This window comes from Streptomyces sp. NPDC059247 (genome assembly GCF_042754005.1).
In the GTDB taxonomy this organism is placed as follows: domain Bacteria; phylum Actinomycetota; class Actinomycetes; order Streptomycetales; family Streptomycetaceae; genus Streptomyces.
Genome location: NZ_JBHYZW010000004.1, coordinates 54,594 through 81,592 on the forward strand (window position 1 = coordinate 54,594; position 26,999 = coordinate 81,592).

At 73.0% G+C, this 26,999-nt stretch carries 22 protein-coding genes and 1 riboswitch; of the genes, 7 read left to right on the forward strand and 15 right to left on the reverse strand.

Annotated elements, in window-relative coordinates; translation table 11 throughout:
• Positions 1-54 precede the first annotated feature (54 nt).
• The 11 genes from ACFXGN_RS10225 to ACFXGN_RS10275 all read right to left on the reverse strand — a co-directional run bounded on the left by ACFXGN_RS10225 (position 55) and on the right by ACFXGN_RS10275 (position 13,545).
• Complete coding sequence (locus tag ACFXGN_RS10225) at positions 55-1,218, reverse strand: cysteine desulfurase family protein (protein ID WP_384856043.1); 1,164 nt, start codon at positions 1,216-1,218, stop codon at positions 55-57.
• Positions 1,219-1,672: 454 nt separating this feature from the next.
• Positions 1,673-2,578 (reverse strand): thioesterase family protein, encoded by a 906-nt coding sequence (locus ACFXGN_RS10230; RefSeq protein ID WP_384856045.1) that lies wholly within the window; start codon positions 2,576-2,578, stop codon positions 1,673-1,675.
• Between the two features lie 27 nt (positions 2,579-2,605).
• Positions 2,606-3,280 carry a trimeric intracellular cation channel family protein gene (locus ACFXGN_RS10235; protein ID WP_384856047.1) on the reverse strand — a complete coding sequence of 225 codons (675 nt, stop codon included), beginning with the start codon at positions 3,278-3,280 and terminating at the stop codon, positions 2,606-2,608.
• 821 nt (positions 3,281-4,101) lie between these two features.
• Entirely contained in the window at positions 4,102-5,313 is a 1,212-nt protein-coding gene (locus tag ACFXGN_RS10240) for an ABC transporter ATP-binding protein (RefSeq protein WP_384856824.1), read from the reverse strand.
• A gap of 8 nt (positions 5,314-5,321) precedes the next feature.
• On the reverse strand, positions 5,322-6,425 hold the full coding sequence (locus ACFXGN_RS10245; RefSeq protein ID WP_384856050.1) for an ABC transporter ATP-binding protein: 1,104 nt from the start codon (positions 6,423-6,425) through the stop codon (positions 5,322-5,324).
• A complete protein-coding gene (locus tag ACFXGN_RS10250; RefSeq protein ID WP_384856052.1) occupies positions 6,422-7,420 on the reverse strand; it encodes an ABC transporter permease in 999 nt (332 codons plus the stop codon). Before ACFXGN_RS10250 ends, ACFXGN_RS10245 begins: the two co-directional genes overlap by 4 nt.
• Before the next feature lie 113 nt (positions 7,421-7,533).
• Positions 7,534-9,306, reverse strand: a complete 1,773-nt coding sequence (locus ACFXGN_RS10255) for an ABC transporter substrate-binding protein (RefSeq protein WP_384856054.1) — start codon at positions 9,304-9,306, stop codon at positions 7,534-7,536.
• Between the two features lie 110 nt (positions 9,307-9,416).
• Positions 9,417-10,412 (reverse strand): ABC transporter permease, encoded by a 996-nt coding sequence (locus ACFXGN_RS10260; RefSeq protein WP_384856057.1) that lies wholly within the window; start codon positions 10,410-10,412, stop codon positions 9,417-9,419.
• 364 nt (positions 10,413-10,776) lie between these two features.
• On the reverse strand, positions 10,777-11,568 hold the full coding sequence (locus tag ACFXGN_RS10265; protein ID WP_384856060.1) for an enhanced serine sensitivity protein SseB C-terminal domain-containing protein: 792 nt from the start codon (positions 11,566-11,568) through the stop codon (positions 10,777-10,779).
• A gap of 139 nt (positions 11,569-11,707) precedes the next feature.
• Entirely contained in the window at positions 11,708-12,448 is a 741-nt protein-coding gene (locus tag ACFXGN_RS10270) for an enhanced serine sensitivity protein SseB (RefSeq protein ID WP_384856061.1), read from the reverse strand.
• Positions 12,449-12,885: 437 nt separating this feature from the next.
• Positions 12,886-13,545 (reverse strand): AAA family ATPase, encoded by a 660-nt coding sequence (locus tag ACFXGN_RS10275; protein WP_384856064.1) that lies wholly within the window; start codon positions 13,543-13,545, stop codon positions 12,886-12,888.
• 170 nt (positions 13,546-13,715) lie between these two features.
• Positions 13,716-13,813: riboswitch (glycine riboswitch) on the forward strand.
• Positions 13,814-13,985: 172 nt separating this feature from the next.
• On the opposite strand from ACFXGN_RS10275, the gene gcvT reads away from it, so the two are divergent.
• From gcvT to ACFXGN_RS10300, 5 genes are all read left to right on the forward strand, one after another.
• Positions 13,986-15,119, forward strand: a complete 1,134-nt coding sequence (gene gcvT / locus ACFXGN_RS10280; RefSeq protein ID WP_384856066.1) for a glycine cleavage system aminomethyltransferase GcvT — start codon at positions 13,986-13,988, stop codon at positions 15,117-15,119.
• Between the two features lie 77 nt (positions 15,120-15,196).
• Positions 15,197-15,577 carry a glycine cleavage system protein GcvH gene (gcvH, locus tag ACFXGN_RS10285; RefSeq protein WP_351788512.1) on the forward strand — a complete coding sequence of 127 codons (381 nt, stop codon included), beginning with the start codon at positions 15,197-15,199 and terminating at the stop codon, positions 15,575-15,577.
• Positions 15,578-15,609: 32 nt separating this feature from the next.
• Positions 15,610-16,878, forward strand: coding sequence for a serine hydroxymethyltransferase (glyA, locus tag ACFXGN_RS10290; protein WP_384856069.1), 1,269 nt, complete (start codon positions 15,610-15,612; stop codon positions 16,876-16,878).
• Positions 16,879-17,034: 156 nt separating this feature from the next.
• On the forward strand, positions 17,035-18,405 hold the full coding sequence (locus tag ACFXGN_RS10295) for an L-serine ammonia-lyase (RefSeq protein WP_384856072.1): 1,371 nt from the start codon (positions 17,035-17,037) through the stop codon (positions 18,403-18,405).
• Between the two features lie 319 nt (positions 18,406-18,724).
• Positions 18,725-20,140, forward strand: coding sequence for a beta-propeller fold lactonase family protein (locus ACFXGN_RS10300; protein WP_384856074.1), 1,416 nt, complete (start codon positions 18,725-18,727; stop codon positions 20,138-20,140).
• A 152-nt stretch (positions 20,141-20,292) separates the two neighbouring features.
• Here ACFXGN_RS10300 and ACFXGN_RS10305 read toward each other — a convergent pair whose 3' ends face one another.
• The gene (locus ACFXGN_RS10305; protein WP_384856077.1) at positions 20,293-20,532 is read right to left on the reverse strand and encodes a hypothetical protein; all 240 of its coding nucleotides are present in this window, start codon (positions 20,530-20,532) and stop codon (positions 20,293-20,295) included.
• A 276-nt stretch (positions 20,533-20,808) separates the two neighbouring features.
• Positions 20,809-22,131 carry an FAD-dependent monooxygenase gene (locus ACFXGN_RS10310; protein WP_384856079.1) on the reverse strand — a complete coding sequence of 441 codons (1,323 nt, stop codon included), beginning with the start codon at positions 22,129-22,131 and terminating at the stop codon, positions 20,809-20,811.
• Between the two features lie 219 nt (positions 22,132-22,350).
• Here ACFXGN_RS10310 and ACFXGN_RS10315 point away from each other — a divergent pair, with 219 nt between their 5' ends.
• Together ACFXGN_RS10315 and ACFXGN_RS10320 are read left to right on the forward strand one after the other, a co-directional pair.
• The gene (locus tag ACFXGN_RS10315) at positions 22,351-23,340 is read left to right on the forward strand and encodes an ABC transporter ATP-binding protein (protein ID WP_384856082.1); all 990 of its coding nucleotides are present in this window, start codon (positions 22,351-22,353) and stop codon (positions 23,338-23,340) included.
• On the forward strand, positions 23,337-24,167 hold the full coding sequence (locus ACFXGN_RS10320) for an ABC transporter permease (protein WP_384856085.1): 831 nt from the start codon (positions 23,337-23,339) through the stop codon (positions 24,165-24,167). The genes ACFXGN_RS10315 and ACFXGN_RS10320 overlap by 4 nt, the downstream gene beginning before the upstream one ends.
• An 81-nt stretch (positions 24,168-24,248) precedes the next feature.
• On the opposite strand, the gene ACFXGN_RS10325 is transcribed toward ACFXGN_RS10320, so the two are convergent.
• Both ACFXGN_RS10325 and ACFXGN_RS10330 read right to left on the reverse strand, forming a co-directional pair.
• Entirely contained in the window at positions 24,249-25,223 is a 975-nt protein-coding gene (locus ACFXGN_RS10325; RefSeq protein WP_384856088.1) for a thiopeptide-type bacteriocin biosynthesis protein, read from the reverse strand.
• A gap of 11 nt (positions 25,224-25,234) precedes the next feature.
• Positions 25,235-26,995: a hypothetical protein gene (locus tag ACFXGN_RS10330; protein ID WP_384856091.1), complete on the reverse strand. Its 1,761-nt coding sequence runs from the start codon at positions 26,993-26,995 to the stop codon at positions 25,235-25,237.
• Positions 26,996-26,999 lie beyond the last annotated feature (4 nt).

The following is a 26,999-nucleotide window of genomic DNA, read 5'->3' on the forward strand; positions in this document are numbered from 1 at the left end:
GGCTCAGGCGGGGCCACGGCTCAGGTGAGGTGACGGCTCCCGTGGGGCCGCGGTTCAGGTGAGGCCCGCGGTGCGCGCCCTTTCCACGGCCGGGCCGATCGCCTCCGCGACGGCCGCGACGTCCTCCTTCGTGGAGGTGTGGCCGAGCGAGAAGCGCAGGGTGCCCCGGGCCAGGTCCGGGTCGGTGCCGGTGGCCAGCAGGACGTGGCTGGGCTGGGCGATCCCGGCGGTGCAGGCGGAGCCGGTGGAGCAGGCGATGCCCGCCGCGTCGAGCAGCAGCAGCAGCGAGTCGCCCTCGCAGCCGGGGAAGGTGAAGTGGGCGTTGGCGGGGAGCCGGTCGTCCGGGTCGCCGCCGAGGACCGCGTCGGGCACGACCGTCCGGACGGCGGTCACCAGCTCGTCGCGGAGCGCCCCGACCTCGCGGGCGAACTCCTCGCGCCGCCCGGTGGCGAGCCGCGCGGCGACGGCGAAGGCGGCGACGGCGGGCACGTCGAGGGTGCCGGAGCGGACGTGCCGCTCCTGGCCGCCGCCGTGCAGGACGGGTACGGGGGTGTGCTCGCGGCCCAGGAGCAGGGCGCCGATGCCGTAGGGGCCGCCGATCTTGTGGCCGGAGACGGTCATCGCGGCGAGGCCGGAGGCGGCGAAGTCGACCTCCACCTGGCCGACCGCCTGGACGGCGTCGGCGTGCAGCGGGACGCCGAACTCGGCGGCGACGTCGGCGAGGGCGCGGACCGGCATGACCGTGCCGATCTCGTTGTTCGCCCACATGACGGTGGCGAGGGCCACGGACCCGGGGTCGCGGGCGAGGGCCTCGCGCAGGGCCTCGGGGTGGACCCGGCCGTGGCGGTCCACCGGCAGGTACTCGACCTCGGCGCCCTCGTGGACGGCGAGCCAGTCGACGGCGTCGAGCACGGCGTGGTGCTCGACGGGGCTGGCGAGGACCCGGGTGCGGCGCGGGTCGGCGGCGCGGCGGGACCAGTAGAGGCCCTTCACGGCGAGGTTGTCGGCCTCGGTGCCGCCGGAGGTCAGGACGACCTCGCTGGGCCGGGCGCCGAGCGCGGCGGCCAGTGTCTCCCGCCCCTCCTCGACGGTCCGCCGGGCACGTCGGCCGGCGGCGTGCAGGGAGGAGGCGTTGCCGGTGACGGCGAGGTGGGCGGTCATCGCCTCGATCGCCTCGGGGAGCATCGGCGTGGTCGCGGCGTGGTCGAGGTAAGCCATGGTGCACCGATTCTACGAGCCCCCGCCCGCGCTCCCGGCGGGTGGCCTGTTTACGCCGCCGCCCGGTCCAGGAAGGGTGGCCGGTTCTCGTCGTCGGGCGGGGCGGAGGGCGGGCGGTACGGGGGTGGCGGGCCGCCCGGGTACGGCTTCGGCCCGGACGCCACACGGGCCGGGCGGCACGGGCTTCCGCTTCCAGGGACCCGGGGGCCGGACACCCGGCGCCGCCGCTTGCGGATGCCTTCCGTTTCCAGGCCCTGACGCGCCCGCATCGGGGACCCGGAAGGGCTCCGGAGCCACCGCTCCGGTTCCGCTTCCGCTGCGGACGTGTCCGGTCCCGGCTTCCGGCGTCCTCCGCTTCCGGGTCCGGTACGGCCCCGGTGGTCCCGTCCGGGCGGGGGCGGTGCCGCCTTCCGGGCCCGGCGCTCGCCGGTCCCCGCCCTCCCGGACCGTCCGGTCAGCCCCGGGGCGCGCGGGCCAGTTGGCGGGACTGGGCCACCAGGCGGTCCGCACTGTCCCAGACCTCGGCGTCCTCCTCCAGGAAGCCGCCCGCCAGGTTGCGGGTGGTGATGGCGACCCGCAGCGGGCCGGGGGCCGGGCGGCAGCGGACGTGCGCGGTCAGTTCGACCGTGGGCGTCCAGCCCTTGAGGCCCAGCTCGAAGGAGGTCGGCGGCAGCGCGTCGACCGTCAGGAGCAGCGACAGCGCGTCGGGCTCGTGGCCGTCCGCCAGACCGAACCAGGCCCGCATCTCGCCCTTGCCGGACGGCGCGCCGACCGCCCAGCCGACGCAGGACGGGTCGAGCCGGAGGTCCAGCCGCTCCGTGATCGCGGAGGAGCCGGGGATCTGCGGGGCGGGGCCGTCGGAGGCGCCGAAGCAGTTCTCGATCGGCGCCATCCGGGGCGGGGTGGCGGTGGTGCGGACGTCGTCCGGGAGCGCGTCCAGGTCGCCGTAGGAGGCGAGGACGCGGATGCGCTCGACCTCGGTGCCGTCCTCGGCGTACTGGAAGAGGGACGCCTGCCCGGTGGAGAGCGTCCGGCCGGTGCGGACGGTCTCGGTCCGGATCACCGCGGGGCCCGGCACGGACGGCGTCAGGTAGTGCGCCGAGACCGTGAACGGGTCCGGGTGCGGGAGGTGGTCGCCGAGCGCCCGGCCGAGCAGCGCCAGCAGATAGCCGCCGTTCACCGCGTGGATGATCGTCCAGCCCGCGGAGAGGTGCGCGTCGTAGACACCGGGCTCGCGGAGGGTGACGGCGGTGTCGCGGTCGAACTCGCTCCGCGCGGTGGCGGTCCCGCCGTCGGGGTCGGCGTCGGCGCCCGTCGCCACGGTCGTCCCGGTGGCGCTCGTCTCGGTCCTCGTGGTCATGCGCCCGACGGTACCCCAGCGCCACTACTAAGCGGTAGCTTTTTCTGGTTCCTCGCGGGCGGAGGAGCGCCGGTTCCAGGCCCGGGGCGCCCGCCAGTGGTAGCGCATCGCCAGCAGCCGCAGGATGAACGCGGTGAGGACCGCCGTCCCGGTGGTGAAGGCGTTGAGGGCGTCGAAACGGATGAAGAGCACCACCATCCCGGCTCCGACCATGGCCGGGACGGCGTACAGGTCCCGGTCCCAGCGCAGCAGCGACGGCACCTCGTTCGCGAGCATGTCCCGCAGCACACCGCCGCCGACGCCGGTCGCCAGGCCGAGCGCCGCCGAGGCGGTGAGGCCGAGCCCGTAGTCGTACGCCTTCACCGTCCCGGTCACGCAGAAGAGGCCGAGGCCCGCCGCGTCGAAGACGTTGACGGCGACCTGGGTGCGTTCGACCTCCGGGTGGAGGAAGAAGACGAGCACCACCGCGACCAGCGGCATCAGGAAGTAGCCGAGGTCCGTGAAGGCGGCCGGGGGTACGGCGCCGATCACCAGGTCGCGGAAGAGGCCGCCGCCCAGGGCGGTGGCCTCGGCGAGGACGGCGATGCCGAAGACGTCGAAGTTCTTCCGGACGGCGAGCAGGGCGCCGGAGATCGCGAAGACGAAGATCCCGACGAGATCGAGCGTGTGTTGGACGGAGGGGGTGAACAAGTCGTGGAGCACCGGCCAATTGTGCCGCTTGTTCCCGTGGGGGCCGCACGGGACGCCCCGGACGTACGGGCCCCCACCCCGACACCACCCGCGCGGCCACCGCACGGGACACCCCGGACATCCGGGACCGGCGGACCCCGGACCGGCGGGACCTCACGGGCACACGAGACCCGGCGGGACCTCCCGCCGAGCGCGGACCGGGCGGGACCTCGCGGACGTACGGGGCCCGGCGAGGCCTCCCGCTGGGCGCGGGGCCAGCGGACTTCGCGGACGTACGGGCCCGGCGGGACCTCCGACCCGGCGCGGGGCCCGGCGGGACCTCCCACCGGGCGTGGACTGGGCAGGACTTCGCGGACGTACGAGGACCGGTGAGGCCTCGGACCCAGCGCGGGGCCCGGCGGAACCTCGCGGACGTACGGGCCCGGCGGGACCTCCCGCCGAGTACGGACCGGGCGGGACCTCGCGGACGTACGAGGCCCGGCGGGACCTCGGACCCGGCGCGGGGCCCGGCGGAACCTCGCGGACGTACGGGCCCGGCGGGACCTCCCGCCGAGTACGGACCGGGCGGGACCTCGCGGACGTACGGGGTCCTGCCGAGGTCTCCCGCCCGGTGCGGACCGGGTGAGAGCACGCGGCACGGCCTTCGTGCTGTCTCCGCCGGGACGGACCACATCGATGCGCGGGACCTCGGGGCCGTACGGCCGCAGCGCGTGCCCCGGTCCGGGACGGAGTCACGTCGGCCCCGGGGGGCCGTCCGGGTGCGGCCGGGGCGGAGGTCCCCGGGGCGCGCGAAGGCCCCCGGTGCCTCGTGGCGCCGGGGGCCTCGCCGGGCGTCAGGCTTCGGAGCCGCCGTCCGCGCTCTCGGGCGCGTCGGTGCCCTTCGAGCCCTCGGGCTTCCCCGTGTTCCCGGGGGTCTCGGGGGCCTCAGCGGCCTCAGCGGCCTCCTCGGGATCGGGCGCATCAGAGGCCTCGGCGGCCTCTGCCGTCTCCGTCGCCTCGGCCGCCTCCGGCTCCGGGGGCTTCGTGATCTCTACCGACTGGCGGGCCGCCGGGACCGTCAGGACGTCCGTGTTCTCCGGGTGGTGGCAGGCGACCCGCTGTCCCGGGCGCAGTTCCACGAGCGGCGGCTCCTGCGTCTTGCACAGGTCCGTCGCCTTCCAGCAGCGGGTGTGGAAGCGGCAGCCCGGCGGCGGGGAGATCGGGGACGGGACGTCACCGGTGAGCAGGATGCGGTCGCTCTTGGCGCCCCGGCGGCGCGGGTCCGGGATCGGCACCGCGGACATCAGGGCCCGGGTGTAGGGGTGCATCGGGTTCTCGTACAGCGACGTGCGGTCCGCGAGCTCGACGATCTTGCCGAGGTACATCACCGCGATGCGGTCCGAGACGTGCCGGACCACCGACAGGTCGTGGGCGATGAAGACGTACGTCAGGCCCAGCTCGTCCTGGAGGTCGTCCAGGAGGTTGACCACCTGTGCCTGGATGGAGACGTCGAGCGCGGAGACCGGCTCGTCCGCGACGACCAGTCTCGGCTTGAGGGCGAGCGCGCGGGCGATGCCGATGCGCTGGCGCTGGCCGCCGGAGAACTCGTGCGGGTAGCGGTTGTAGTGCTCCGGGTTGAGGCCCACCAGGCCGAGCAGCCGCTGGACCTCCCTCCGCACCCCGCCCTCGGGCTCCACGCCCTGGAGCCGGAAGGGCGCCGAGACGATCGTGCCGACCGTGTGGCGCGGGTTCAGCGAGCCGTACGGGTCCTGGAAGATCATCTGGACGTCCCGGCGCAGCGGACGCATCTTCGCCACCCCGAGGTGGGAGACGTCCGTGCCCTGGAACTCGATCGTGCCGCCGGTCGGTTCGAGGAGCCGGGTGATGAGCCGCCCCATCGTCGACTTGCCGCAGCCGGACTCGCCGACGACCCCGAGGGTCTCCCCGGGGTAGACCTCGAAGTCGAGTCCGTCGACCGCCTTGACCGCGCCGGACTGGCGCTGGAGCAGGCCCTTCCGGATGGGGAAGTGCTTCTGCAGGCCGGTGACCTTGAGCAGGGGTTCCATCGTCTCGCTCACAGCTTCGGCGCAATCTCTTCGGTCCAGATGCGGGTGCGCTCCTCCTGCGGCATGTGGCAGGCGGAGTGGTGGCGCTCGCCGACGAGGGCCAGCTCGGGCCGCTGGGTGCGCGTGATGCCGCCCTCGGGGACGTCCGCGTACGGGCAGCGCGGGTTGAAGGCGCAGCCGCTCGGGATGTTGATGAGGCTGGGCGGGTTGCCCTTGACCGGGATGAGCCGCTCGGTCTGGTCCCGGTCGATCCTCGGCATCGAACCGAGCAGACCCCAGGTGTAGGGGTGCTGCGGTTCGTAGAAGACCTTCTCGGCCGGACCGCGTTCGACGCAGCGCCCGCCGTACATGACGAGGATGTCGTCGGCGAGTTCGGCGACGACGCCGAGGTCGTGGGTGATGATGACGACCGCGGAGCCGAACTCCTTCTGGAGGTCCCGCATCAGGTCGAGGATCTGCGCCTGCACGGTCACGTCGAGGGCCGTGGTCGGCTCGTCGGCGATGAGGAGTTCGGGGTTGTTGACCAGCGCCATGGCGATCATCGCGCGCTGGCGCATCCCGCCGGAGAACTCGTGCGGGTAGTTCTCGAACCGCTTGGCGGGCTCGGGGATGCCGACCCGGTCGAGGAGTTCGACGGCCCGCTTGCGCGCCGTCTTCTTGTCGACCTGGTGGTGGACCCGGTACGCCTCCACGATCTGCGCGCCGACCGTGTAGTACGGGTGCATCGCGGACAGCGGGTCCTGGAAGATCATGGCCATCTCGCGACCGCGCAGCCGCCGGACCTCCTCCGGGTCGGCGGAGAGCAGCTCGCGCCCGTTGAGCCAGATCTCGCCGGAGATCCTGGCCTTCTGACGGCCGTACTGACCGACGGTGTGCAGGCCCATGATGCCGAGCGAGGTGACCGACTTGCCGGAGCCGGACTCGCCCACGATGCCGAGGGTCTTGCCCTTCTCCAGCTGGAAGGAGAGGCCGTCGACCGATTTGACGACGCCGTCGTCGGTCGGGAAGTGGATCCTCAGGTCGCGCACGTCGAGGAAGGCGTCGGAGGGGGCGGCCCCGGTGCGGACGGGTTCGCCCAGCGCCGTCCCGGTCTTCGTCGGCTGGTCCGTCATGCGAGCCTCACTCGGGGGTCGATCACCGCGTACAGGAGGTCCACCACGAGGTTGGCGAGGACCACGGAGGCGGCCGTGATGAGGGTGACCGCGAGGATCACCGGAAGGTCGCGGTCGCCGACCGCCTTGAAGGCGGCGTTCCCGAGTCCCGACAGGTTGAACGCGGTCTCGGTGAGGACCGCGCCGCCGACGAGGGCTCCGAGGTCCATGCCGAAGATGGTCAGGATGGGGGTCATGGTGGAGCGCATCGCGTGCTTGCCGAGCACGACCGGTTCCGGCAGGCCCTTGGCGCGCGCGGTGCGGATGTAGTCCTCGCCGAGGACCTCCAGCATGGTGGCCCGGGTGAGCCGCGCGTACATCGCCGCGTACAGGAAGGCGAGCGTGACCCAGGGCAGCAGCAGACCGCCGAACCACGCGCCCGGGGACTCGGTGAACGGGACGTACTTGGCGTCCAGCCAGTCGAGTTGGGTGCGGAAGAGGAACAGCGCCAGCATGGCGGTGAAGTAGATGGGCAGCGAGACACCGGCGAGCGCCGTGACCATCGCGGCCCGGTCGATCAGGGTGCCGCGCTTGAGCGCGGAGACGATGCCGGTGGAGACGCCCATGACGAGCCAGAGCACGGCCGCGCCGATGACCATGGAGAGGGTGACCGGGATGCGGTCGACCAGCATGGTCCAGACGTCCTGCTCCGTCTTGAAGGAGTAGCCGAAGCACGGGGCCGCGCAGTGGATGGTGTCGCCACCGCCCGTGTAGTCGCGGCCGACGAAGATGCCGGAGACGAAGTGCCAGAACTGCACCAGGATCGGCTCGTCCAGGCCCAGCTTCTGCCGGATGCCCTCGATGGAGGCCGGGTCCGCCTGCTTGCCGACGAACATCGCGGCAGGGTCGCTGCCGGTCAGCTTGGGAATGAGGAAGAAGATGCTGAGCGTCACGAGCGTGACGACGAGCAGCATCACGGCGACCGCGAAGAGTCGCCGGACAATGTATGCAAGCATGCGGTCGGCCGGTCGGCGGCCGGGGGCCCTCTCGGGTCCCCCGGCCGCCGCCCTCGGCCATCACCTGCCCTTCGGACCTGGCGGCGGGTGGTGCGCCGGCGAAGCGGGTCGGATTACTTGACGACGCCGAGCGACGCGTAGTCGTAGCGGCCGCTGTAGGAGTCGGCCGTGTAGACGTTGGTCAGCCGGGAGCCGCGCCAGATGATGTTCTTCTCGTGGGTGAAGGGCAGGTAGACCGCGGCCTCCGAGACCTTCGTGTTGATCTGCTTGTAGAACTCGCCGGCCTTGTTCGGGTCGGTCTCCTTCAGAGCCTGGTCGAACAGGCCGTCGATGGCCGGGTCCTTCAGCTCGGAGAAGTTGTTGTTGCCGCTCTGCAGGATGAAGCGGCCGTCGACCAGCGGCTGGAGGAAGCCCTGGCCGGTCGGAAAGTCGGCGCTCCAGCCCATGATGATGATGCCGTAGCCCTTCTCCTTGACCACCTTCGGCGAACCGATGATGCCGGAGGTCTGGGCGCCGTCGAACTGGTCGATCTGGGCGTCGATGCCGACGGCCTTCAGCGACTGCTGGAGGGACTCGGCGGTGGCGATCTCGATCGGCTTGTTGTTGCGGACCGCGATGGTGGTCTTGAAGCCGTTCGGCTGGCCGCACTTCTTGAGCGCGTCCTTGGCCTTGGCCAGGTCCGGGGCGCCCGCGAGCTTGCCGTACGGGTCGACCTTCGGGTCCGCGCCCTTGATCGCCGGGGGCAGCATGTTGCTGGCGATGTCGCCACCGGCCTGCGGGCCGCCGCGGGCGGTCTGGAGGGACTTCGAGTCGGCCGCGTAGATGATGGCCTTGCGGCACTCGATGTCGGGGATCACCGTCTGCGGGAAGACCGCGTAGCGGATGAAGCCCGTCTGCGGGTTGTCGACGTTGCCCTTGTTCTGCTGGAGCACCTTCTGGCGGGCGGCGGCACCGACGCCGGTGGCGTTGATGTCGAGGTCGTACTCGCCCTCGATCAGACGGTTGTCCATGTCGTCGGCGTTCGTGGTGAACGTGACGCTGATCTTGTCCGGGAGCGCCTTGCGGACGGCGTCCGTCTTGGCGTCCCACTTGTCGTTGCGGACCAGCTTGATCGACTTGTTGGGGGTGTACGAGTCCCACTTGTACGGGCCGGAGGAGAAGGGCTTCAGGCCGTACTTGGACTTGGTGTCCTTGTCCTGGCGGACCGGCGAGGCGGCGGGCATGGCCAGCATCTGCAGGAAGTCGCCGTTGGCGACCGGCAGCTTGAAGATGATGGTCTTGTCGTCCGGGGTCTCGATGGCCTTCAGGCCGAGCTTGTCCGGGGTGGTGTCCTTGTAGGGACCCTTGTACTCGCCCTTGGGGTCGAGGGCCTGCTGGAGGTAGATCGGGCCGCCGGAGATGACGTCCTGCGCCCAGATGCGCTCGATGCCGTACTTGATGTCCTTGGAGGTGATCGGCTTGCCGTCCTCCCAGGTCAACCCGTCCTTCAGCGTGAAGGTGTAGGTGAGGCCGTCGGCCGAGACCTTGCCGGGGTCGGTGGCGAGGTCCGGGACCAGTTCGGTGGAGGCGACGCCGGGCGCGGCCTTGAAGGTGACGAGCTGGCGGGTGTAGTAGCGGGCGAAGTCCCACACGAAGCCGTAGTAGCCGCGCTGCGGGTCCCAGCTGTCGGCCTCCTGCGAGCCGATGAACTTCAGCTCGCCGCCCTTCTTGTCGGAGGGGTTGAGGACCTTGTTGACTCCGCCGTTGAAGGCGAGGCCGTCCTTGGCCTTGTCACCGCCGCCGCCGTTGCCGCCGCCGCCACCGCAGGCGGTGGTGACGACCATCGTGGCCGCCGCGAGCAGCGCGCCCGTGGCGATTCTGCGCCTCTGAGAACTCAGCAGGGTCATGGGTCTCGCAACCTCCGGGGTAGTGGCGGCCGACAACGGCGGTCCGCCGAGGGTGGATCTGCCTCCTGACGCCAGCGGCAGGGGCGGTGGTGCGGGTCGTCGGCGAACGGTCAGCGGGAGCCCTTCGGGTCGAGCGCGTCGCGCACGCCGTCGCCGAAGAGGTTGAACGCCAGGACGGTGATGAAGATCGCGAGGCCGGGGATCACCATGAACAGGGGGTCCGATTCATAGGTGTTGACGGCCTTGGAGAGCATCTGCCCCCAGGAGGCGGTGGGGGGCTTGACCCCGGCGCCGAGGAAGCTGAGCGCGGCTTCGGTGAGGATGTTGGTGGGGATCATGAGGGTCGCGTAGACCGTGATCGGGGCGACCAGGTTGGGCAGCAGCTCCTTGCGGAGGATGTAGAGGCGGCCCGCCCCCAGGCTGCGGGCGGCCTCCACGTACTCGCGTTCGCGCAGCGAGAGGGTCTGGCCGCGGACGATGCGGCCGACGTACGGCCAGCCGAAGAAGCCGATGACGACGACGAGGGCGCCGATCCGCACGCCCGAACCCTCGATGCCGAGCAGTTCGTTGGGGAGGACCGAGACCAGGGCGATCGTGAAGAGCAGCTGCGGGAAGGCGAGCATCACGTCCATGACGCGGCTGAGGACGGCGTCGACCCAGCCGCCGAAGTAACCGGCGACGATGCCGAGGACGGTGCCGAGGGCCACCGCGAAGACCGCGGCGAGGAAGGCGACGAGCAGCGAGATCCGGGCGCCGTAGACGATGCGGCTGAAGACGTCGCGGCCGTTGACCGGCTCGACCCCGAGGAGGAAGTCGGAGCTGATGCCGCCCCAGGCTCCGGTCGGGGTGCCGAAGAGCGGGTCGATCTGGTCCTCGTGGAACTCGTCGGGCGGATGACCGAGGAGGCCGACGATGACCGGGGCGAAGACCGCCACCAGGACGAGGAAGACGACGACGAAGGCGCCCGCGAGGGCGAGCTTGTCGCGCTTGAGACGGGTCCAGGCGATCTTCCAGGGCGAACGGCCCTCGATGGCCCTGGCTTCGGGCGGGGCGTCGACGGCGGCGGCCGGCTCGCCCGCACTCGTCTCGCGCAGTGGTGCCGTCATCGTGGTGAGGACCCCTCTCGGCCGCCGGTAGCCGGCCCTTGCCCGCCGCGGGTGGCGGCTCGGTGGAACAACCTGCTGGGCATGGGCTCGGAAGGGAGCCGAACACCCGGTGTTCCGGGGAGTCTTCAACGCGCTCGGGATCACCCGCCAGCCCTGACGAGCAATGTTTGCTCAAACGTGATGCGGTGCTGCGACTTCCGTTATCCGGACGTCAGGGTCATGTGAGCGGACCATCTCGGGGCCTCTTCCCCCCAATCGGACATGTGGACCCAAGTGCGCTTTCCGCTGGCGTAATTGGGGCGAAAGAAGGCCTCCGGAGCGAACTCCGGAGGCCGGTGGGGCGGGACGCGTCGCGTGGTGCGTCTCAGTATCCGGACGGCGCCGGGGGCGGATAGCCGTAGCCGTGGACGGGGGCGGGACCCTGGCCCGCGTGGGCCTCGCGGTCGTAGAAGGGGCGTCCGTTCGCCCGCAGCCAGAGCGCCACCGGGTCGTACGCGTCGGAGAGCGCGACCGTGGAGACGGGCAGCCCCTCGGGCACGGTGCCGATCGACTGGCGCATCATCGCGCGGACCGTGTCGACGGCGGCGGCCGAACCGTCGTAGAGGTCGAGCCCGATGACGAGGTACGGGGAGCCGAGCGCGGGCTGCACCCAGCCCCGGCGCAGGGCCCGGACGGCCGGGGTGCGGTGGGCGTTCTGGGTGAGCTGGGCGTAGAACTGCGGCATTTCCAGGGTGGGTTCGGTGATCCGGAGCGGCCCGGCGGGCATCCGGTCGAGCCCGGTGGCGATCCGGCGCAGATCGGCCCAGGGGATGCCGACGCCGCCGCCGGGGGCGTGCGGATTCAGCCAGACTCCCCAGCGGTCGGGGTAGAGGGCGCGGGCGATCTCCCGGCCGGTGACGAGCTCGTGGGCGCGGTGCCAGCCGGAGGCGGCCAGCTCCCGGTCGGAGGTGACGCAGGGCGCGTAGCCGTGGCCGTCCACCTCCATGTTCCCGTACTGGGCGTCGGCCGATCCCGGCGTGCCGTGCCAGAGCAGTATCCGCAGCTCGCCGTCGGCGAGGGCGTGCAGCAGCTGCTCGTACGCGTCGTAGCGTCCGGGTGCCACCTGGCGCAGCATGTGCTCGATCTGTTCGGCCGAGGCGGTGCCTGACGCGCTCACCCTGGTTCCCGCCCCTCTTCCGTCACCACGTCGGTCGTGCGTATGTCCTGCGGCCGTCCCCGGCGCGCGGAGGACTGCTGTGCGAAGTCCGGCCGCGCGAAGTCCGGCCGTGAGAAGTTCAGCTTAAACAGCCCGTCCGTCACACGGCGGCGCGCTGGTAGAAGGGGCGGACCCGCTCCAGCATCCAGTCGCCGACCGGGTCCTGCGCCATGTCGAGCAGGATGAGGTTGACCGGCCAGGCCACCTCGACCCGGCCGAGGGCGCGGCCGAGGGCGTCCAGGGGCGCGTTGCGGTCGACGCCGTCCCAGCCGGCGAGCTGGACGCCCACGAAGAGGGCGGGTTCGGTGCCCTCGACGCTGGCGAGGGCGCGGCGGGCGGAGACGACGACCCCGGTGGCCTCGAACTCGGCGGAGGCGGCGGAGAGGAAGTCGACGGGGTCGTCCTGCCAGTCGGGCTCGAAGAGGCGGACGCGACCGCCCGCGGCGGGGCCGTCGAGCGGGGTGCGGCCCGTCCGGCAGAGTTCGGCGACGGCGGGCGGGGGCAGCGGGACGCCGACGGTGCCGCCGGGGTTCACCGCTATGCCGAGCTGCGGGGGCAGGCCCCGGGCGAACTCGCGGGCGGGGGCGACGGTGAAGGACATGTGGCCGCCGACACAGGAGAGGAACTGCTGTTCGGAGCTGAAGACGGGGACGTAGGCCGCGCCGTCGATCTCCAGGGTGGGCAGGTCGAGGTCGGCGTTCTCCGGGCCGCCGCCGTTGGGCAGCGGCACCCAGACGGGGCTGCGGCCGAGGACCTCGACCAGGCGGGCTCCGGCCCCGGGATCGCCGAGTGAGGCGGCGAGGACCTCTTCCAGCTCGTTGCCCGGCCACGTCACGTCCACGGTCCCGTTTCCCCTTCTCGCCCGGCTCCGCCGTGCCGGCGGGCCCGCCAGCACCCTAACGCCGCCCTCGCGGCGCCGTGGCCCAAAGGGTACGGAACGTGGGGAGGACGGGACACGGACGACGGACGGAGGGGGTTGGGGAGGGGGCCTGGGGGCGGGCCGCCGGGACACGGACGACGGACGCGTGGCGGGCGGACGGCGGGCCGGGGGCACAGGCCGGAGCCGGGGCGGACGCGGGCGGGACGCGGCGCGGCCCCGGGCCGGAGCCGGGCGGAGGCCGGAGCCGGGCGGACGCGGGCCGGAGCCGGGCGGACGCGGAAGCCGAGCCGCACCCCGGGCACGGGCGGTCCGGCACCGGCACGGACCCCCAGGAGGCGCCCCGGAGACATCCCGGAGACGCCCTGGAAACGCCCCGGAGGGGAAAACGCGGGCAGCCGTCAGACGGCCTCCCCGAAGCCGATCCTGCGGAGCGCGTCGGCGGCGTCCCGGTCGAGCAGGGTCACCGAGGCGCAGCCGTGCGGGAGGCGGCCGGACTCGGCGGAGGTGACGAGCCGGGTGACGGCCCGCCGGTGCCGGGCGAAGGCGTACGAGGAGACGCCCCGGCCCCGGTCGCGCTGTCCGGCGCGGGCGGTGTCGGGGGTGACGTCGAGGAGGACCAGATGGAGGGCGCGGCCCCGGCGGCGGGCCTCGCGGGCGAGCCAGCCGCGCACCCAGGACTGGGTGCCGCAGTCGTGGACGACCACGCCGCCGCCGGAGCGCAGGGCGGCGCGGAGTCCCGCGTAGTGCGCGAGGCGGACCAGCGGGCGGTAGACGGCGTACGGCAGCAGGCGGGGCATCCGGGCCTCCCAGCGCTCGCGGGTGTCCTGGGAGTCGATGCCGCTGCCCTCCGCGGCGCGCTTCATGAGGGTGGACTTGCCGCTGCCGGGCAGCCCGGAGACGACGACGAGGTCGCCCGCCGCGAAGGTGAGGGCGCGGGGGCCGCGACCGCCGCGCTCGCGCAGGTCCCGCAGGAGCCGGCCCCTCCGGGTCCGGGCGCGGGCCCGCTGTGACGGTATTCCCGTACTCGGAGCGTACGCGCCGGTGTGCTGGAACCTCATCGCTTCTCCCCCCTGCCGGGTCTCAAGGAGACCCTTGCCCAAGAAGTGTAAAGAACTGGTAATGAGACACAAGCGATTTGCCGGGACGGGCCCGCGTGCAATGATGTGCCCGCCGGGCGGGCCGTCGCCCCACAGCGCACCGCCGCCCTTACAACCGCATACCGGCCGTTCGAATCCGCGCGGGAGAGTTCCGGACGCTCAGGCGTCCGGGCGCCGAAGGAGCAAGACCCTCCCTTGAATCTCTCAGGCCCCGTACCGCGTGGATGAGGCAGATCTGAAAAGCGGGACACCCTGCCGTGTCCCCACCCAAGGTGCAAGCCGATCTCTCGGTGACGAGATGCTCTCGGTGAACCTCTCAGGTTCCATGACAGATGGGGAGGACGTCCTCGCCGTCATGTGTTTCGTCACCTATCACGCCCTTGGGACCCGGGAGCCACCCCATGACCTCTGCCCCCCGCCTGACCGCCCTCGATGCCCTGCATCGTTCGCTGGGCGCGACCATGACCGACTTCGCGGGCTGGGACATGCCGCTGCGTTACGGCAGTGAGCGCGAGGAGCACCTCGCGGTCCGCACCAGGGCCGGTCTGTTCGACCTCTCCCACATGGGCGAGATCACCGTCACGGGTCCGCAGGCCGTGGAGCTCCTCGACCACGCCCTGGTCGGGAACATCTCCACGGTGGGCGTCGGGCGCGCCCGGTACACGATGATCTGCCAGGAGGACGGCGGCATCCTCGACGACCTGATCGTCTACCGTCTGGGCTCGGCCGAGACCCCCGAGTACATGGTCGTCGCCAACGCCTCCAACGCCCAGATCGTGCTCGACGCGCTGGTGGAGCGCTCGGCGGGCTTCGACGCCGAGGTGCGCGACGACCGCGACGCGTACGCCCTGCTGGCGGTCCAGGGCCCGGAGTCCCCCGGCATCCTGAAGTCGCTCACCGACGCCGACCTGGACGGGCTGAAGTACTACGCGGGGCTGCCCGGCACGGTCGCGGGCGTGCCCGCGCTGATCGCCCGTACCGGCTACACCGGCGAGGACGGCTTCGAGCTGTTCCTGAAGCCGGAGCACGCCGAGGGCGTGTGGCGGGCGCTGACCGAGGCGGGCGCCCCGGTCGGGCTGATCCCCTGCGGTCTGTCCTGCCGCGACACGCTCCGCCTGGAGGCGGGTATGCCGCTGTACGGCCACGAGCTGACCACCTCCCTGACCCCCTTCGACGCGGGGCTCGGCCGGGTCGTGAAGTTCGAGAAGACCAGCAACGAGGGCCGGTTCGTCGGCCGTGAGGCGCTGGAGAAGGCCGCCGAGCGCGCCGGGACCACCCCGCCGCGCAAGCTCGTCGGTCTGATCGCCGAGGGCCGCCGGGTCCCGCGCGCCGGTTTCTCCGTCGTCAAGGACGGCGTGGTCATCGGCGAGGTCACCTCCGGCGCCCCGTCCCCGACGCTCGGCAAGCCGATCGCGATGGCGTACGTCGACGCGGCGCACGCCACGCCCGGGACCGAGGGCGTCGGCGTGGACGTCCGCGGCGCCCACGAGCCGTACGAGGTCGTGGCCCTGCCTTTCTACAAGCGCCAGAAGTGACGCGGCCGTCTCACTTCTCGTCTCATCCCGCAAGACCCACGTTCATCAGCACTCCCCCGATCCAGGAGAATCAGGCCATGAGCAACCCCCAGCAGCTGCGTTACACCAAGGAGCACGAGTGGCTGTCGGACGCCGTGGACGGCGTCGCGACCGTCGGCATCACCGAGTTCGCCGCCAACGCGCTCGGTGACGTCGTCTACGCCCAGCTTCCCGCCGTCGGCGACACCGTCACCGCGGGCGAGACCTGCGGCGAGCTGGAGTCGACGAAGTCGGTCAGCGACCTGTACTCCCCCGTGACGGGCGAGATCGTCGAGTCCAACCAGGACGTGGTGGACGACCCGTCCCTGGTGAACACGGCTCCGTTCGAGGGTGGCTGGCTGTTCAAGGTGCGTGTCGAGGGCGAGCCGGACGAACTGCTCACCGCCGACGCGTACGCCGCGTTCTCCGCCGGGAACTGAAGACCGGGCCCGAGACCCTTAGGGATCGATTCATGTCGCTTCTGAACACTCCCCTCCACGAGCTGGACCCGGACGTCGCCGCAGCCGTCGACGCCGAGCTCCGCCGTCAGCAGTCCACCCTCGAAATGATCGCCTCGGAGAACTTCGCTCCGGTCGCCGTCATGGAGGCGCAGGGCTCCGTCCTCACCAACAAGTACGCCGAGGGCTACCCGGGCCGCCGTTACTACGGTGGCTGCGAGCACGTCGACGTCGCCGAGCAGATCGCGATCGACCGGGTCAAGGACCTGTTCGGTGCCGAGTACGCCAATGTGCAGCCGCACTCCGGCGCCTCCGCGAACCAGGCCGCCCTCTTCGCCATCGCCCAGCCCGGCGACACGATCCTCGGCCTGGACCTGGCGCACGGCGGTCACCTGACCCACGGTATGCGCCTGAACTTCTCCGGCAAGCAGTTCGACGTGGTCGCGTACCACGTCGACGAGGCCGGTCTGGTCGACATGGCCGAGGTCGAGCGCCTCGCCAAGGAGCACCGCCCGAAGGTGATCATCGCGGGCTGGTCCGCCTACCCGCGCCAGCTGGACTTCGCCGAGTTCCGCCGGATCGCCGACGAGGTCGAGGCCTACCTGTGGGTCGACATGGCCCACTTCGCGGGCCTGGTCGCCGCCGGTCTGCACCCGAACCCGGTGCCGTACGCGGACGTGGTGACCTCCACCACGCACAAGACGCTCGGCGGCCCGCGCGGCGGCATCATCCTGGCGAAGAAGGCGTTCGCCAAGAAGCTGAACTCCTCGGTCTTCCCCGGTTTCCAGGGCGGCCCGCTGGAGCACGTCATCGCGGCCAAGGCCGTCTCCTTCAAGGTCGCGGCCTCGGAGGAGTTCAAGGAGCGCCAGCAGCGCACCGTGGACGGCGCCCGCGCCCTGGCCGAGCGCCTGGTCCGGGACGACGTCACCGAGCACGGCGTCTCCGTGCTGTCCGGCGGCACGGACGTGCACCTGGTCCTGGTGGACCTGCGCGACTCCGAGCTCGACGGCCAGCAGGCCGAGGACCGGCTCCACGAGGTCGGCATCACGGTCAACCGGAACGCCGTCCCGAACGACCCCCGCCCGCCGATGGTCACCTCCGGTCTGCGCATCGGCACGCCCGCGCTCGCCACCCGGGGCTTCGGCGCCGAGGACTTCACCGAGGTCGCCGACATCATCGCGGAGTCCCTGAAGCCCGGCTTCGACAGCGAGAAGGCCGAAGCCCTCAAGGCCCGGGTGACCGCCCTGGCGGACAAGCACCCGCTGTACCCCGGCCTGAAGTAGTTTCGTACCCTTCCGTTCGTACGAATCTTCGGGGCACCGCGCACACTGGACCGTGAGCGCGGTGCCCCACTCCATGTCCCCGTACGCCCCCTTTTCCCGCGCTTCTCTGCTCCACCCCGGCAGACAACGGCGTCTAGCCCCCCAAGGAGTCCTTCCGTGGCCATCTCGGTCTTCGACCTGTTCTCGATCGGCATCGGCCCGTCCAGCTCCCACACGGTGGGGCCGATGCGCGCGGCCCGGATGTTCGCCCGCCGTCTGAAGAACGAGGGCCTGCTCTCCCACACCGCCTCCGTACGGGCCGAGCTGTACGGCTCCCTCGGCGCGACCGGCCACGGCCACGGCACCCCCAAGGCCGTCCTCCTCGGCCTGGAGGGCAACTCGCCGCGCACCGTCGACGTCGAGCGCGCCGACGAGGAGTTCGAGCGGATCAAGAAGAGCGGCCGGATCAACCTGCTCGGCGCGCACGAGGTCCCCTTCGACTTCGACGCCGACCTGATCCTGCACCGGCGCAAGGCCCTGCCGTACCACGCCAACGGGATGACGGTCTTCGCGTACGACTCCGAGGGCGGCCTCGTCCTGGAGAAGACGTACTACTCGGTCGGCGGCGGGTTCGTCGTCGACGAGGACGCGGTCGCGGGCGAGAACCCGATCATCCCCGACGACACCCATCTGAAGTACCCCTTCCGCACCGGCGACGAGCTGCTCCGGCTCGCCAGGGAGACGGGCCTGTCGATCTCCTCCCTGATGCTGGAGAACGAGAAGGCCTGGCGCACCGAGGACGAGATCCGCGCGGGCCTCCTGGAGATCTGGCGGGTCATGCAGTCCTGCGTCTCGCGCGGCATGTCCCGCGAGGGCATCCTGCCCGGCGGTCTGAAGGTCCGCAGGCGCGCCGCGAACTCGGCCCGCAAGCTGCGCACCGAGGGGAACCCGGCGGCGCACGCGATGGAGTGGATCACCCTCTACGCGATGGCCGTGAACGAGGAGAACGCGGCGGGCGGCCGGGTGGTCACCGCCCCGACGAACGGCGCGGCCGGGATCATCCCCTCCGTCCTGCACTACTACACGAACTTCGTGCCCGGCGCCGACGACGACGGCATCGTCCGCTTCCTGCTCGCGGCGGGCGCGGTCGGGATGCTCTTCAAGGAGAACGCCTCCATCTCCGGCGCCGAGGTCGGCTGCCAGGGCGAGGTCGGCTCGGCCTGCTCGATGGCGGCGGGCGCCCTCGCGGAGGTCCTCGGCGGCTCCCCCGAGCAGGTGGAGAACGCGGCCGAGATCGGCATGGAGCACAACCTGGGCCTGACCTGCGACCCGGTCGGCGGCCTGGTGCAGATCCCGTGCATCGAGCGCAACGGCATGGCGGCGGTCAAGGCGGTCACGGCGGCGAAGATGTCGATGCGCGGCGACGGCAGCCACCTGGTCTCCCTCGACAAGGTCATCAAGACCATGAAGGAGACGGGCGCGGACATGAGCGTCAAGTACAAGGAGACGGCGCGGGGCGGGCTCGCGGTGAACATCATCGAGTGCTGAGGTCTCCCCTCGGGCGGCCCCGGTCAGGGGGCTTCCCCTTCGGGCCCCGGTCGGCGTTTCCGGTTCTTCCGGCGCCGGGCGGGGCCTTCGCCGTTTCGCGGGGCGGGTTCCGGCCAGGGGGTGGGTGGCTGGTTCGCGTGCTTGTCCGGGGCTGGGGTCCCTCGCATCCTGTCCCAGGTGTACCGGACGCCCGCCTCCGGGGTCCCACGGACGTCGTCCGGTGTCCGTGCGCGTCCGGGGACGTTCCCCGTGGTCGTGGGCGGGCCGATGTCGATCCGCCCGCGCCGTCCGCGCGTGGCCCGATGGGGAGGAACCCCTCATGCGCTCGTCGATCACCTCCGGCGTCCGAAGAGCCCTCGGTCGCGGGGTTCCCGCGGCCGGTGCCTGCGCCCTGCTCGTGACCACGCTCACCGCCGGTGCCTCGCCCGCCCGCGCCGCCGGGAGCCCGGCCGCCGCGCTGTCCGGCGGGGCACTCGCGTACGTCGCGAACCACGGCGACGACACGGTCTCCGTGATCGACACCGGGACCGGGACCGTCACGGCGACGGTCGCCGTCGGGGACGGTCCCCGCAACGTGGCCGCGTCCCCGGACGGCTCCCGCGTCTACGTGACGAACGCGAACGCCGACTCCGTCTCGGTCATCAGCGCCGCCACCCTGTCGGTCACCGCCACGATCGGCGTCGGGGACAGCCCCAAGGGCATCGCCGTCTCGCCGGACGGCGCCCGCGCCTACGCCGTCAACAGCGGCTCCGGCACCGTCTCGGTGATCGACACCGCGACGGACACGGTGACCGCGACCGTCGGCGTCGGCAGCGACCCGCAGAGCGTCGCCGTCACCCCCGACGGCACCGGCGCCTACGTCACCAACTACGCCTCCCAGTCCGTCTCGGTCCTCGACACCGCGACCGGCACGGTGACCGCGACCATCGGCCTCAGCGGCTTCCCCCAGGACATCGCCGTCACCCCCGACGGCACCCGCGCCTACGTCACCCGCCCGTACTCGGACTCCGTCGTGGTGATCGGTACGGCCACCGGCACCGTCACCGCCTCCCTCACCGTCCCCGGTCTCCCCTACGGCGTCGCCGTCTCCCCCGACGGCACCCGCGCCTATGTGACCCGGAGCCAGACCGGGGCCGTCTCCACCATCGACACCGCCACCGGCGCCCTCACCTCCACCACCACCGTGGGGAGCAACCCCGTCGACGTGGCGGTGTCCCCCGACGGCACCCTCGCCCACACCGCCGACAGCGGCTCCGCCACCGCGTCCGCGATCGACACCGCCACCGGTACCGCCACCGGCGTCCCCGTGGGCGCGGGCCCCAGCGGTGTCGTCGTCACCGGGCCGTCGGGCGCCGACCTGCGGGTGCGGCTGGCCGCCACCCCCGTACCCGGCCTCCTCAACGGCCGCATCGACTACACCCTCACCCTGACCAACAACGGCCCCGGCACCCTCACCTCCGCCACCGTCGCGGCCACCCTGCCCGTCCACACCGGCACCACCGGCCCCGACTGCGCGCTCGCCTCGGGCCGGGCCGTCTGCACCGTCGGCGAACTGGCCCCCGGGGCCAGTACCACCCGTCACTTCTCCGTCCCCGTCGCCCTCCTCAGCCTCGCCACCCCCTACAAGGTCACCGCGACCCGCGTCACCAGCAGCCCCGCCGACCCCGCCCCGGCCAACGACTCCGCGTCCCGCATCTGCACCGCGGTCACCAGCCTGATCATCAGCTGCGCCTGAGCGGAACCGCCTCGACGACACCGGCCCCGGGGCCGGGCACGACGAAGGAGACCGCGCGAGGCGGTCTCCCGGTGGACGTCGATCGAGCGGCGAGGGCCCCGTGCCCCCGTGCGGCGCCCGGCCCCGGAGCGATCCGGGGCCGGGCGCCCTCGTCAGGGGCGGACCCAGAGGACGTAGACGTCCGGGCGGGGCGGCCCGAAGGACTCGCAGAGGAAGAGCGCGCCCCAGATGGGCTTGCCCGCGACGCCCGCCGCCTGGCAGTCGGCGTAGGACGCGTGGTGGCTGCGGGCGTAGAAGCCGGGGCCCGCGGCCTCGGCGGTGCCCACGGTGCCGAGCGAGAGGGCTCCGGCGGTGGCCGCGGTGGCGAGCGCGGCCGCGATGCGACGGTACATGGCATGTCCTCCTGAAACGCCGGGATGCCCCGGCGGGATGCGTGACGATGCGATGTGGTGCGTTGCGTTGCGATGTGGTGCGTTGCGTCGTGGTGCGTTGCGTCGTGGTGCGTCGCGACGGGTGTTCGGCTGCGCGGCCGGGACGAACGTACCGTCACGGACAGGGACACACAATAGGTCTAGGCCAACCTCCGGAAGGCGGACGCCGCACCAGGAACGGCGCCCTGCCGGAAGGGGACGCCACACCAGGAACGGCGCCCTGCCGGGAGGCGGACGTCACACCGGGAGCGGCACCACGCTCCGGCCCGTCTCGTGCGCGTACAGCGTCGCCCGGTCGCGCAGCGCCGCGTGCACCGCCATCCCGGCGTCCCTGCGCCGCTGCGCCGGACCGTCCGGCAGGTGCAGGATGCCCGCGTTGCCCCGCGAACCGCGCTGGATCTCCGCCGTGCGCGGGATCCGCAGCGCCTGGTAGCGGTCCAGCCGCGCCCCGGTCGTCGCCGCCGCGGGACCGGCCAGACACGCCGCCAGGTCCATCGCGTCCTCCACCGCCTGGTTCGCGCCCTGCGCCATGAACGGCAGCATCGGGTGCGCCGCGTCGCCGAGCAGCGTCATCCGCCGGGAGGACCACACGTCCAGCGGCGGACGGTCGTGCAGCGCCCACTGGAGGGTCGACTCCACCGCGCCGACGACGTCCGCGACCAGGCCCGTCCAGCCGCCGAACACCCGCCGCAGCTCCTCCGGGTCGCCCGGCACCGACCAGGACTCGCCCGGCGAAGCGGCCATCGGCACGGTCGCCGCGAAGCTCAGGTACTCCCCCGCCGCGACCGGATAGCACACGAAGTGCCCGCCCGGACCGAGCCAGAGGCGCACCAGAGGCGCGCGGGCCGCGTCCGGCAGCCGGTCCACCGGGACCAGGCCCCGGTAGATGCCGAGCCCGGCGAACTCCGGCGCGTCGCGCCGGAACGCCTCGCGGACCGTGGAGTGGATGCCGTCGGCGCCGACCACCAGGTCCGCCCCCCGGACCGTGCCGTCCTCGAAGGTCAGCCGGACGCCGTCGGGGCCCTCCGGGGTCTCCCGCGCCTCGCTCAGCCGCTCGCCGAGCCTGAGGCTGCCCGCGTCGACCAGCGAAAGCAGGGCGTCGTGGAGGTGCGCCCGGTGCACCGTGTAGTACGGGGCCCCGAACATCCGCTCGCACTCCGCGCCCAGCGGCGTCCGGGCGATCGGCCGTCCGCTCCAGCCCCGCACCTCCATGGCGTCGATCGCCACGGCCCGCTCGCGCAGCAGCCGCCCGAGACCGAGCCGCAGCAGCGGCCGTACCGCGTTGGGCGAGAGCTGGACGCCCGCGCCCACCTCCGCGAGCCGCCGCGTCTGCTCGTACACCGTGTACGGAACGCCCAGGGAGGAGAGCGCACCGGCCAGCGTCAGGCCGCCGATGCCGGCGCCGACCACCGAGACGTGCGGCCGCTCCTCCGTCCCCCACTCGTCCAGATCCCCGAACCGCACCTTTGAGACCGCCTTCCGCGTCGCTGCCGTGTCGGCACCTCCGGCGTCGCCGGGCGCGGTGCCCCGCCGCCCGGCCGTCCGCCGCAACCCGAGCATGGAGCGGCCCCGGGGCCCCCGGCAACGCGGGTCACGGCCCGCGCTGACAACTGTCGCGGCTTCCATGACGTCCGTCACCGCCGCCCCCGCGCGCCCGTCCGGGGCCCCGCCCCGCGCCTAACGTCGAGGCCGCGCCCCGGAGTCCGTCCGCGGGCCGCGACCCCACCACGTCCCACCACCACACCGGGAGCACACAGTGACACGAGCCGAGGGACCGCGGTGACCGCCGCGGTGGCCGTGGAAGGCCTGCAGAAGCGGTACGGCGACCACGAGGCCGTGCGCGGCATCGACTTCACCGTCGCCGAGGGCGAGATCTTCGCCCTGCTCGGGCCGAACGGCGCGGGCAAGACCACCACCCTGGAGATCCTGGAGGGCTTCCGCGACCGCGACGGCGGACGCGTCGAGGTCCTCGGGCGCGACCCCGGCGTCAAGGCCGACGGGCAGTGGCTGCGCGGCCAGGTCGGGCTGGTCCTCCAGGACATCGCCGTCGAGCCGTACCTGTCGGTGCGCGAGACCGTGGCCCGCAACGCCGGGTACTACCCGGACCCGCGGAACGTCGACGAACTCCTCGACCTCGTCGGTCTGCACGAGAAGAAGGGCGCCAAGGTCAAGGACCTGTCCGGCGGCCAGAAGCGCCGTCTCGACCTGGCGCTCGGCGTCGTCGGCCGGCCCAGGCTGCTGTTCCTGGACGAGCCGACCACCGGCTTCGACCCGAACGCCCGGCGCGGCGCCTGGGACGTCGTGCGCAACCTGCGCGACGACGGCACGACCATCGTCCTCACCACCCACTACATGGACGAGGCACAGGCCCTCGCCGACTCGGTCGTGGTCATCGCCGAGGGCCGGATCGTGGCCTCGGGCACGCCGGACACCCTCGGCGGGCGGGACAGCGCCAAGACCCGCGTCCGGTTCGCGCTGCCGCCGGGCGCCGCGCTCACCGACGTACCGCTGGCCGTGAGCGACGTCGAGGACGGCCTGGTCACAGCCGAGACGACCGAGCCGACGGCGGCGCTGCACCGGCTGACCGGCTGGGCGCTCGACCGGGGCACCCCGCTGGAGCGGCTGACCGTCGAACAGCCCACCCTCGAAGACGTCTATCTGAGCCTGACCAGCGAGTACGTACAGCAGGAAGCCTCCTCGCCGTCGTCCGAGCGGGAGCACCGGGCGCCCGCGGGACGAGGCCGCCGACCCGGACGGAGCCGCTCATGACCACCCTGATCCCCCCGACCACCGACACCGCCCCGGCGACCGCCGCGCGCCCCGCCGAAACACCGCGCGAACGGAGCGCGCTGGCCCTGCTGGGCCATCAGATCCGTTACGAGCAGCTGTCGTTCTGGCGCAATCCGCAGTCGATGGTGTTCACCTTCGTGCTGCCGATCGTCATCATCGGCATCTTCGGGGCCGTGTTCAGCGGCGGCCAGGGCGAGGACTTCTTCTTCGGCCTGACCGGGATGCAGTACTACACGCCGGTGATCGCCGCCGTGTCCGTCCTCGGCGCCTGTTACGGCCAGCTGGCGATCGTGCTCGCGATGCGCCGCCAGACCGGGATCCTCAAGCGGCTGCACGCCACTCCGCTGCCCGCCTGGGTGTACTTCGCGGGCCTGCTGGTGCACTGCGTCGTCGTCAGCGTCGTGGACGTCGCCCTCGTCTTCGGCATCGGCGCGCTGTACGGCGTGGAGCTGCCCACCAACTGGGGCGCGGTGCTGCTCACCCTGGTGCTCGGCGCGGCCAGCTTCTGCGCGCTCGGCGTCGGCGTGGCCTCGCTGATCAAGAACTCCGAAGCGGCCCCGGCCGTCGTGCAGTTCATCCAGTTCCCGCTGGTCTTCATCTCCGGCAGCTACTTCCCGATCCACGCGGAGTTCCTCAACACCCTCGCGGGCCTGCTGCCCGTGAAGCCGTTCAACGACGCCATGCTGGCGCTGTTCGTCGAGGGCTCCGGCTTCCAGTGGAAGGACCTCGCGGTCCTCGCCGCCTGGGGTGTCGTCGGCGCCCTGATCGCCGTCCGCAGCTTCCGCTGGGACCCGCGCCCCGAGTAGGACGGGCGCGTCACGAGCACCACGAAAAGGCCCGGCCGGGGAACCGGCCGGGCCTTTCGTGACTCCCCGTGGGGGCGGGGGTCAGGGGACGGGCACCACGGGGGCGGCGGTGCCGTGCGGTACGGGGAAGGCGTGGGCCAGGACCGCGTAGGTGCGCAGCTCCTCCAGGAGGCTCAGACCGAGCCGGTTGTGGAGCATGTGCGCGTGCGAGAAGAGGACCATGCCGGGGTGGGCCGGGGAGTGCGCCCGGATCTCGTCCGCGTGGGCGGCGATCCGGTCGTGCCAGCCGGTGAAGGGGCCGTGGGCGGCCGGATCGACCGCGACCCCGCCCTCGACCCGGGTGACCGCGTCGAGGAGGGCGGCCGGGTGTCCGGCGTCGGCGGCCCAGGCGCGCCAGGCGCCGAGCCCGTGGGCGTAGTAGAAGGCGGCTTCGGCCGGGTTCCCCAGGGCGGCGGCGACCGCGACGGTGCCGCGCAGCGCGAGACCGGCCCGCTGCCGCTCGCCGGTGATCCGGGGCAGGGCGGCGAGGACGAGGGAGCTGGAGAGGGTGAAGAGGGACTCGGCGGCGGGCATCAGGGCCGTACCGCCGTAGCGGTCGTGCTCCGGCTCGTAGGCGGCCCGGTGGACGCCGGGCGGCAGCAGGGTCTTCACCGAAGTGTTCTCGCCGGTCTCGCCCGCGGCGGCGAGCCGCTCGGCGGCACCACGGTAGGCGGCGGGGTCGAGCGGCTCCTCGCCGGACGCCGGAGCCCCGGCCACCGCGAGACGGGCGGTGAGGGCGGCCTCGACGCGGGCCTTCGCCGGGTCGTCGAGCCCGCCGACGCGCAGCCGCAGATGGGGGCCCGCCTGCCAGTAGCGGATGAAGAACCACGGGGTGCCGGGGGCGAGTTCGCGGACGGTGGGCCCGATGACATCGGTGACGGCCCGGTCGTGGGCCGACCGGGCCGCGGTGCCGAGGTGCAGGTGCCAGGCGGTCCATCCGGTCGGCGGTTCCGGGGCGGGCTCGGGGGTGGCCGGGGCCGGGGCGAGGGTCGCGCTCGGGGGGTGGGGCGGGGTCACGGGTCGCTCCTTCAGAGTCTGAGGTCGAGCAGCGCGCCGCCGGTGTCCTGCGGCACTCCCACCACCACGGACAGGACGATCATCTCGTCGGGGTCCAGGCCGAGGACGCGCTGGGTGGGGATCTCCTGGAAGGCCCGCACGGGGCGGGCGAAGAGGCCGGAGGCGGCGGCCGACAGGCAGAGCCCGTGCGCGGCCCATCCGGCGGCGTGCTGGACCGCGCCCCAGCCCGGGGTGCCGAGGCGTTCGAACAGTTCCCGGACGCGCACCGACAGGAAGACGGTGAGCGGGGCGTGGCGGATGCCGCAGCCGTTGACGGGCGAGACGCCGTATCCGTACCGCTCCTCCAGGAGACCGGGGACGTCCGGGGCGGCGCGCAGGAGGTGCGCGGTGCCGCCCTGGAGCCGGTGCACGCCGTCCGTGCTCCCTTCGACGCCCCGGACGGCCGCCGTGACCTTCAACAGGTCGAAGGCGGCAGCCAGTTCGGGACCCGGCGGGGGTACGGAGAGCCAGCGGGCGGCGCTGTCGAGGGCTTCGGCGGGGACCGCGCGGCGGCGTCCCGTCATGCCGTGGAGGGCGCGCGGCATCCGTCCGGAGTGGCGGCGCCAGAGCAGTTCGGCCCAGTCGGGCACGGTCGCGGAGGGGCCGAGCCCCGGGGGGACGGCGGTGGTCAGCGGGACCGGCGGACTCCCGTACGTCTGCCCCCGGTTGACGCGGATGAGTTCCGCGAGCGCGGGGTCGGCGCGGGTGAGGCGCTCGGGCGGGTCGGTGGGGAGGGACGGGGCGCGCGGCGGGAGCGGGGCGCGCGGTGAGAGCGGGGCGCACGGCGGGAGCGGCGTATCGGCCCCGCCACCGGCGTCGTCCGCTGCCGTTGCCGTTGCCGCTTCCGCTTCCGCTTCCGCTTCCACGACGAGGGGCAGGGACCAGGCCCAGGGGTCGTCGAGACCCAGGGCGGGCAGCAGCGCGTGGGCGTCCGGGCCGGGCAGCCGCAGCCGCGCGGGCACGTCGAAGAGTTCGAGGCCCAGGCTCAACGCCCGCAGGGTGAAGCCGAGTTCGAGGGCGACGAGGGAGCCCCGGAACCACTGGTACGCGGCCGGGACGCTGGTGTAGCGGCCGGTGAGGACGATGTTCCCGGCGGGCCCTTCCGGGGTGCCGGTGAGGGAGTGCCGGTCCGGTTCCAGGAGCCGCCAGGGCTGGCCCGCGCCTCCGTCCACGAAGGCGTGGACGGGGAAGAGGCAGCGCGGCGAGGCGTACGGCCGGTGGTCGTTGTAGGGGTTCTCGGGCTCCCTGCGCTGCGGCCCGAAGGCGGTCACGAGGGCGCGGCCGAGGCGGATTCCGAGGGGCTCGGCGGAGGGGCCGGGGGCCGGGGCGCCGGGGGTCCCGGCGAGGGGCCCGGGGGTCGGGGCGCCGGGGCGGTGGGCTGTGGCGCCGACGGGAGATCCGGCGGTGTCGCCGGGGCGGTGAGCGGTCGCGGGGCCGAGTGGTCCGGCCGCGTCACCGGGGCCGTGAGCGGTCACGCCACCGGGCGGTCCGGCCGCGTCGCCGGGGCGCGTGCCCGGGTACGGCAGGGCCGCGAGGCGGTCGTGGGTGCCCAGCGGCAGGGTGGTGCGCGGGCCGTCCCCGCGCGGGGACGGGGGCGGGACGTGGGTGTCGGGCGGGGGCTGCGGCACCCAGGTCCACGGGGGCGCCTCGGGGGCGTCGTCCCCGGCCCCGTACGCGTACCAGAGGGGTTCGCGGGCGATGCTGTTGTCCCCGTCGGGACCCGGCAGGTCCACCGGG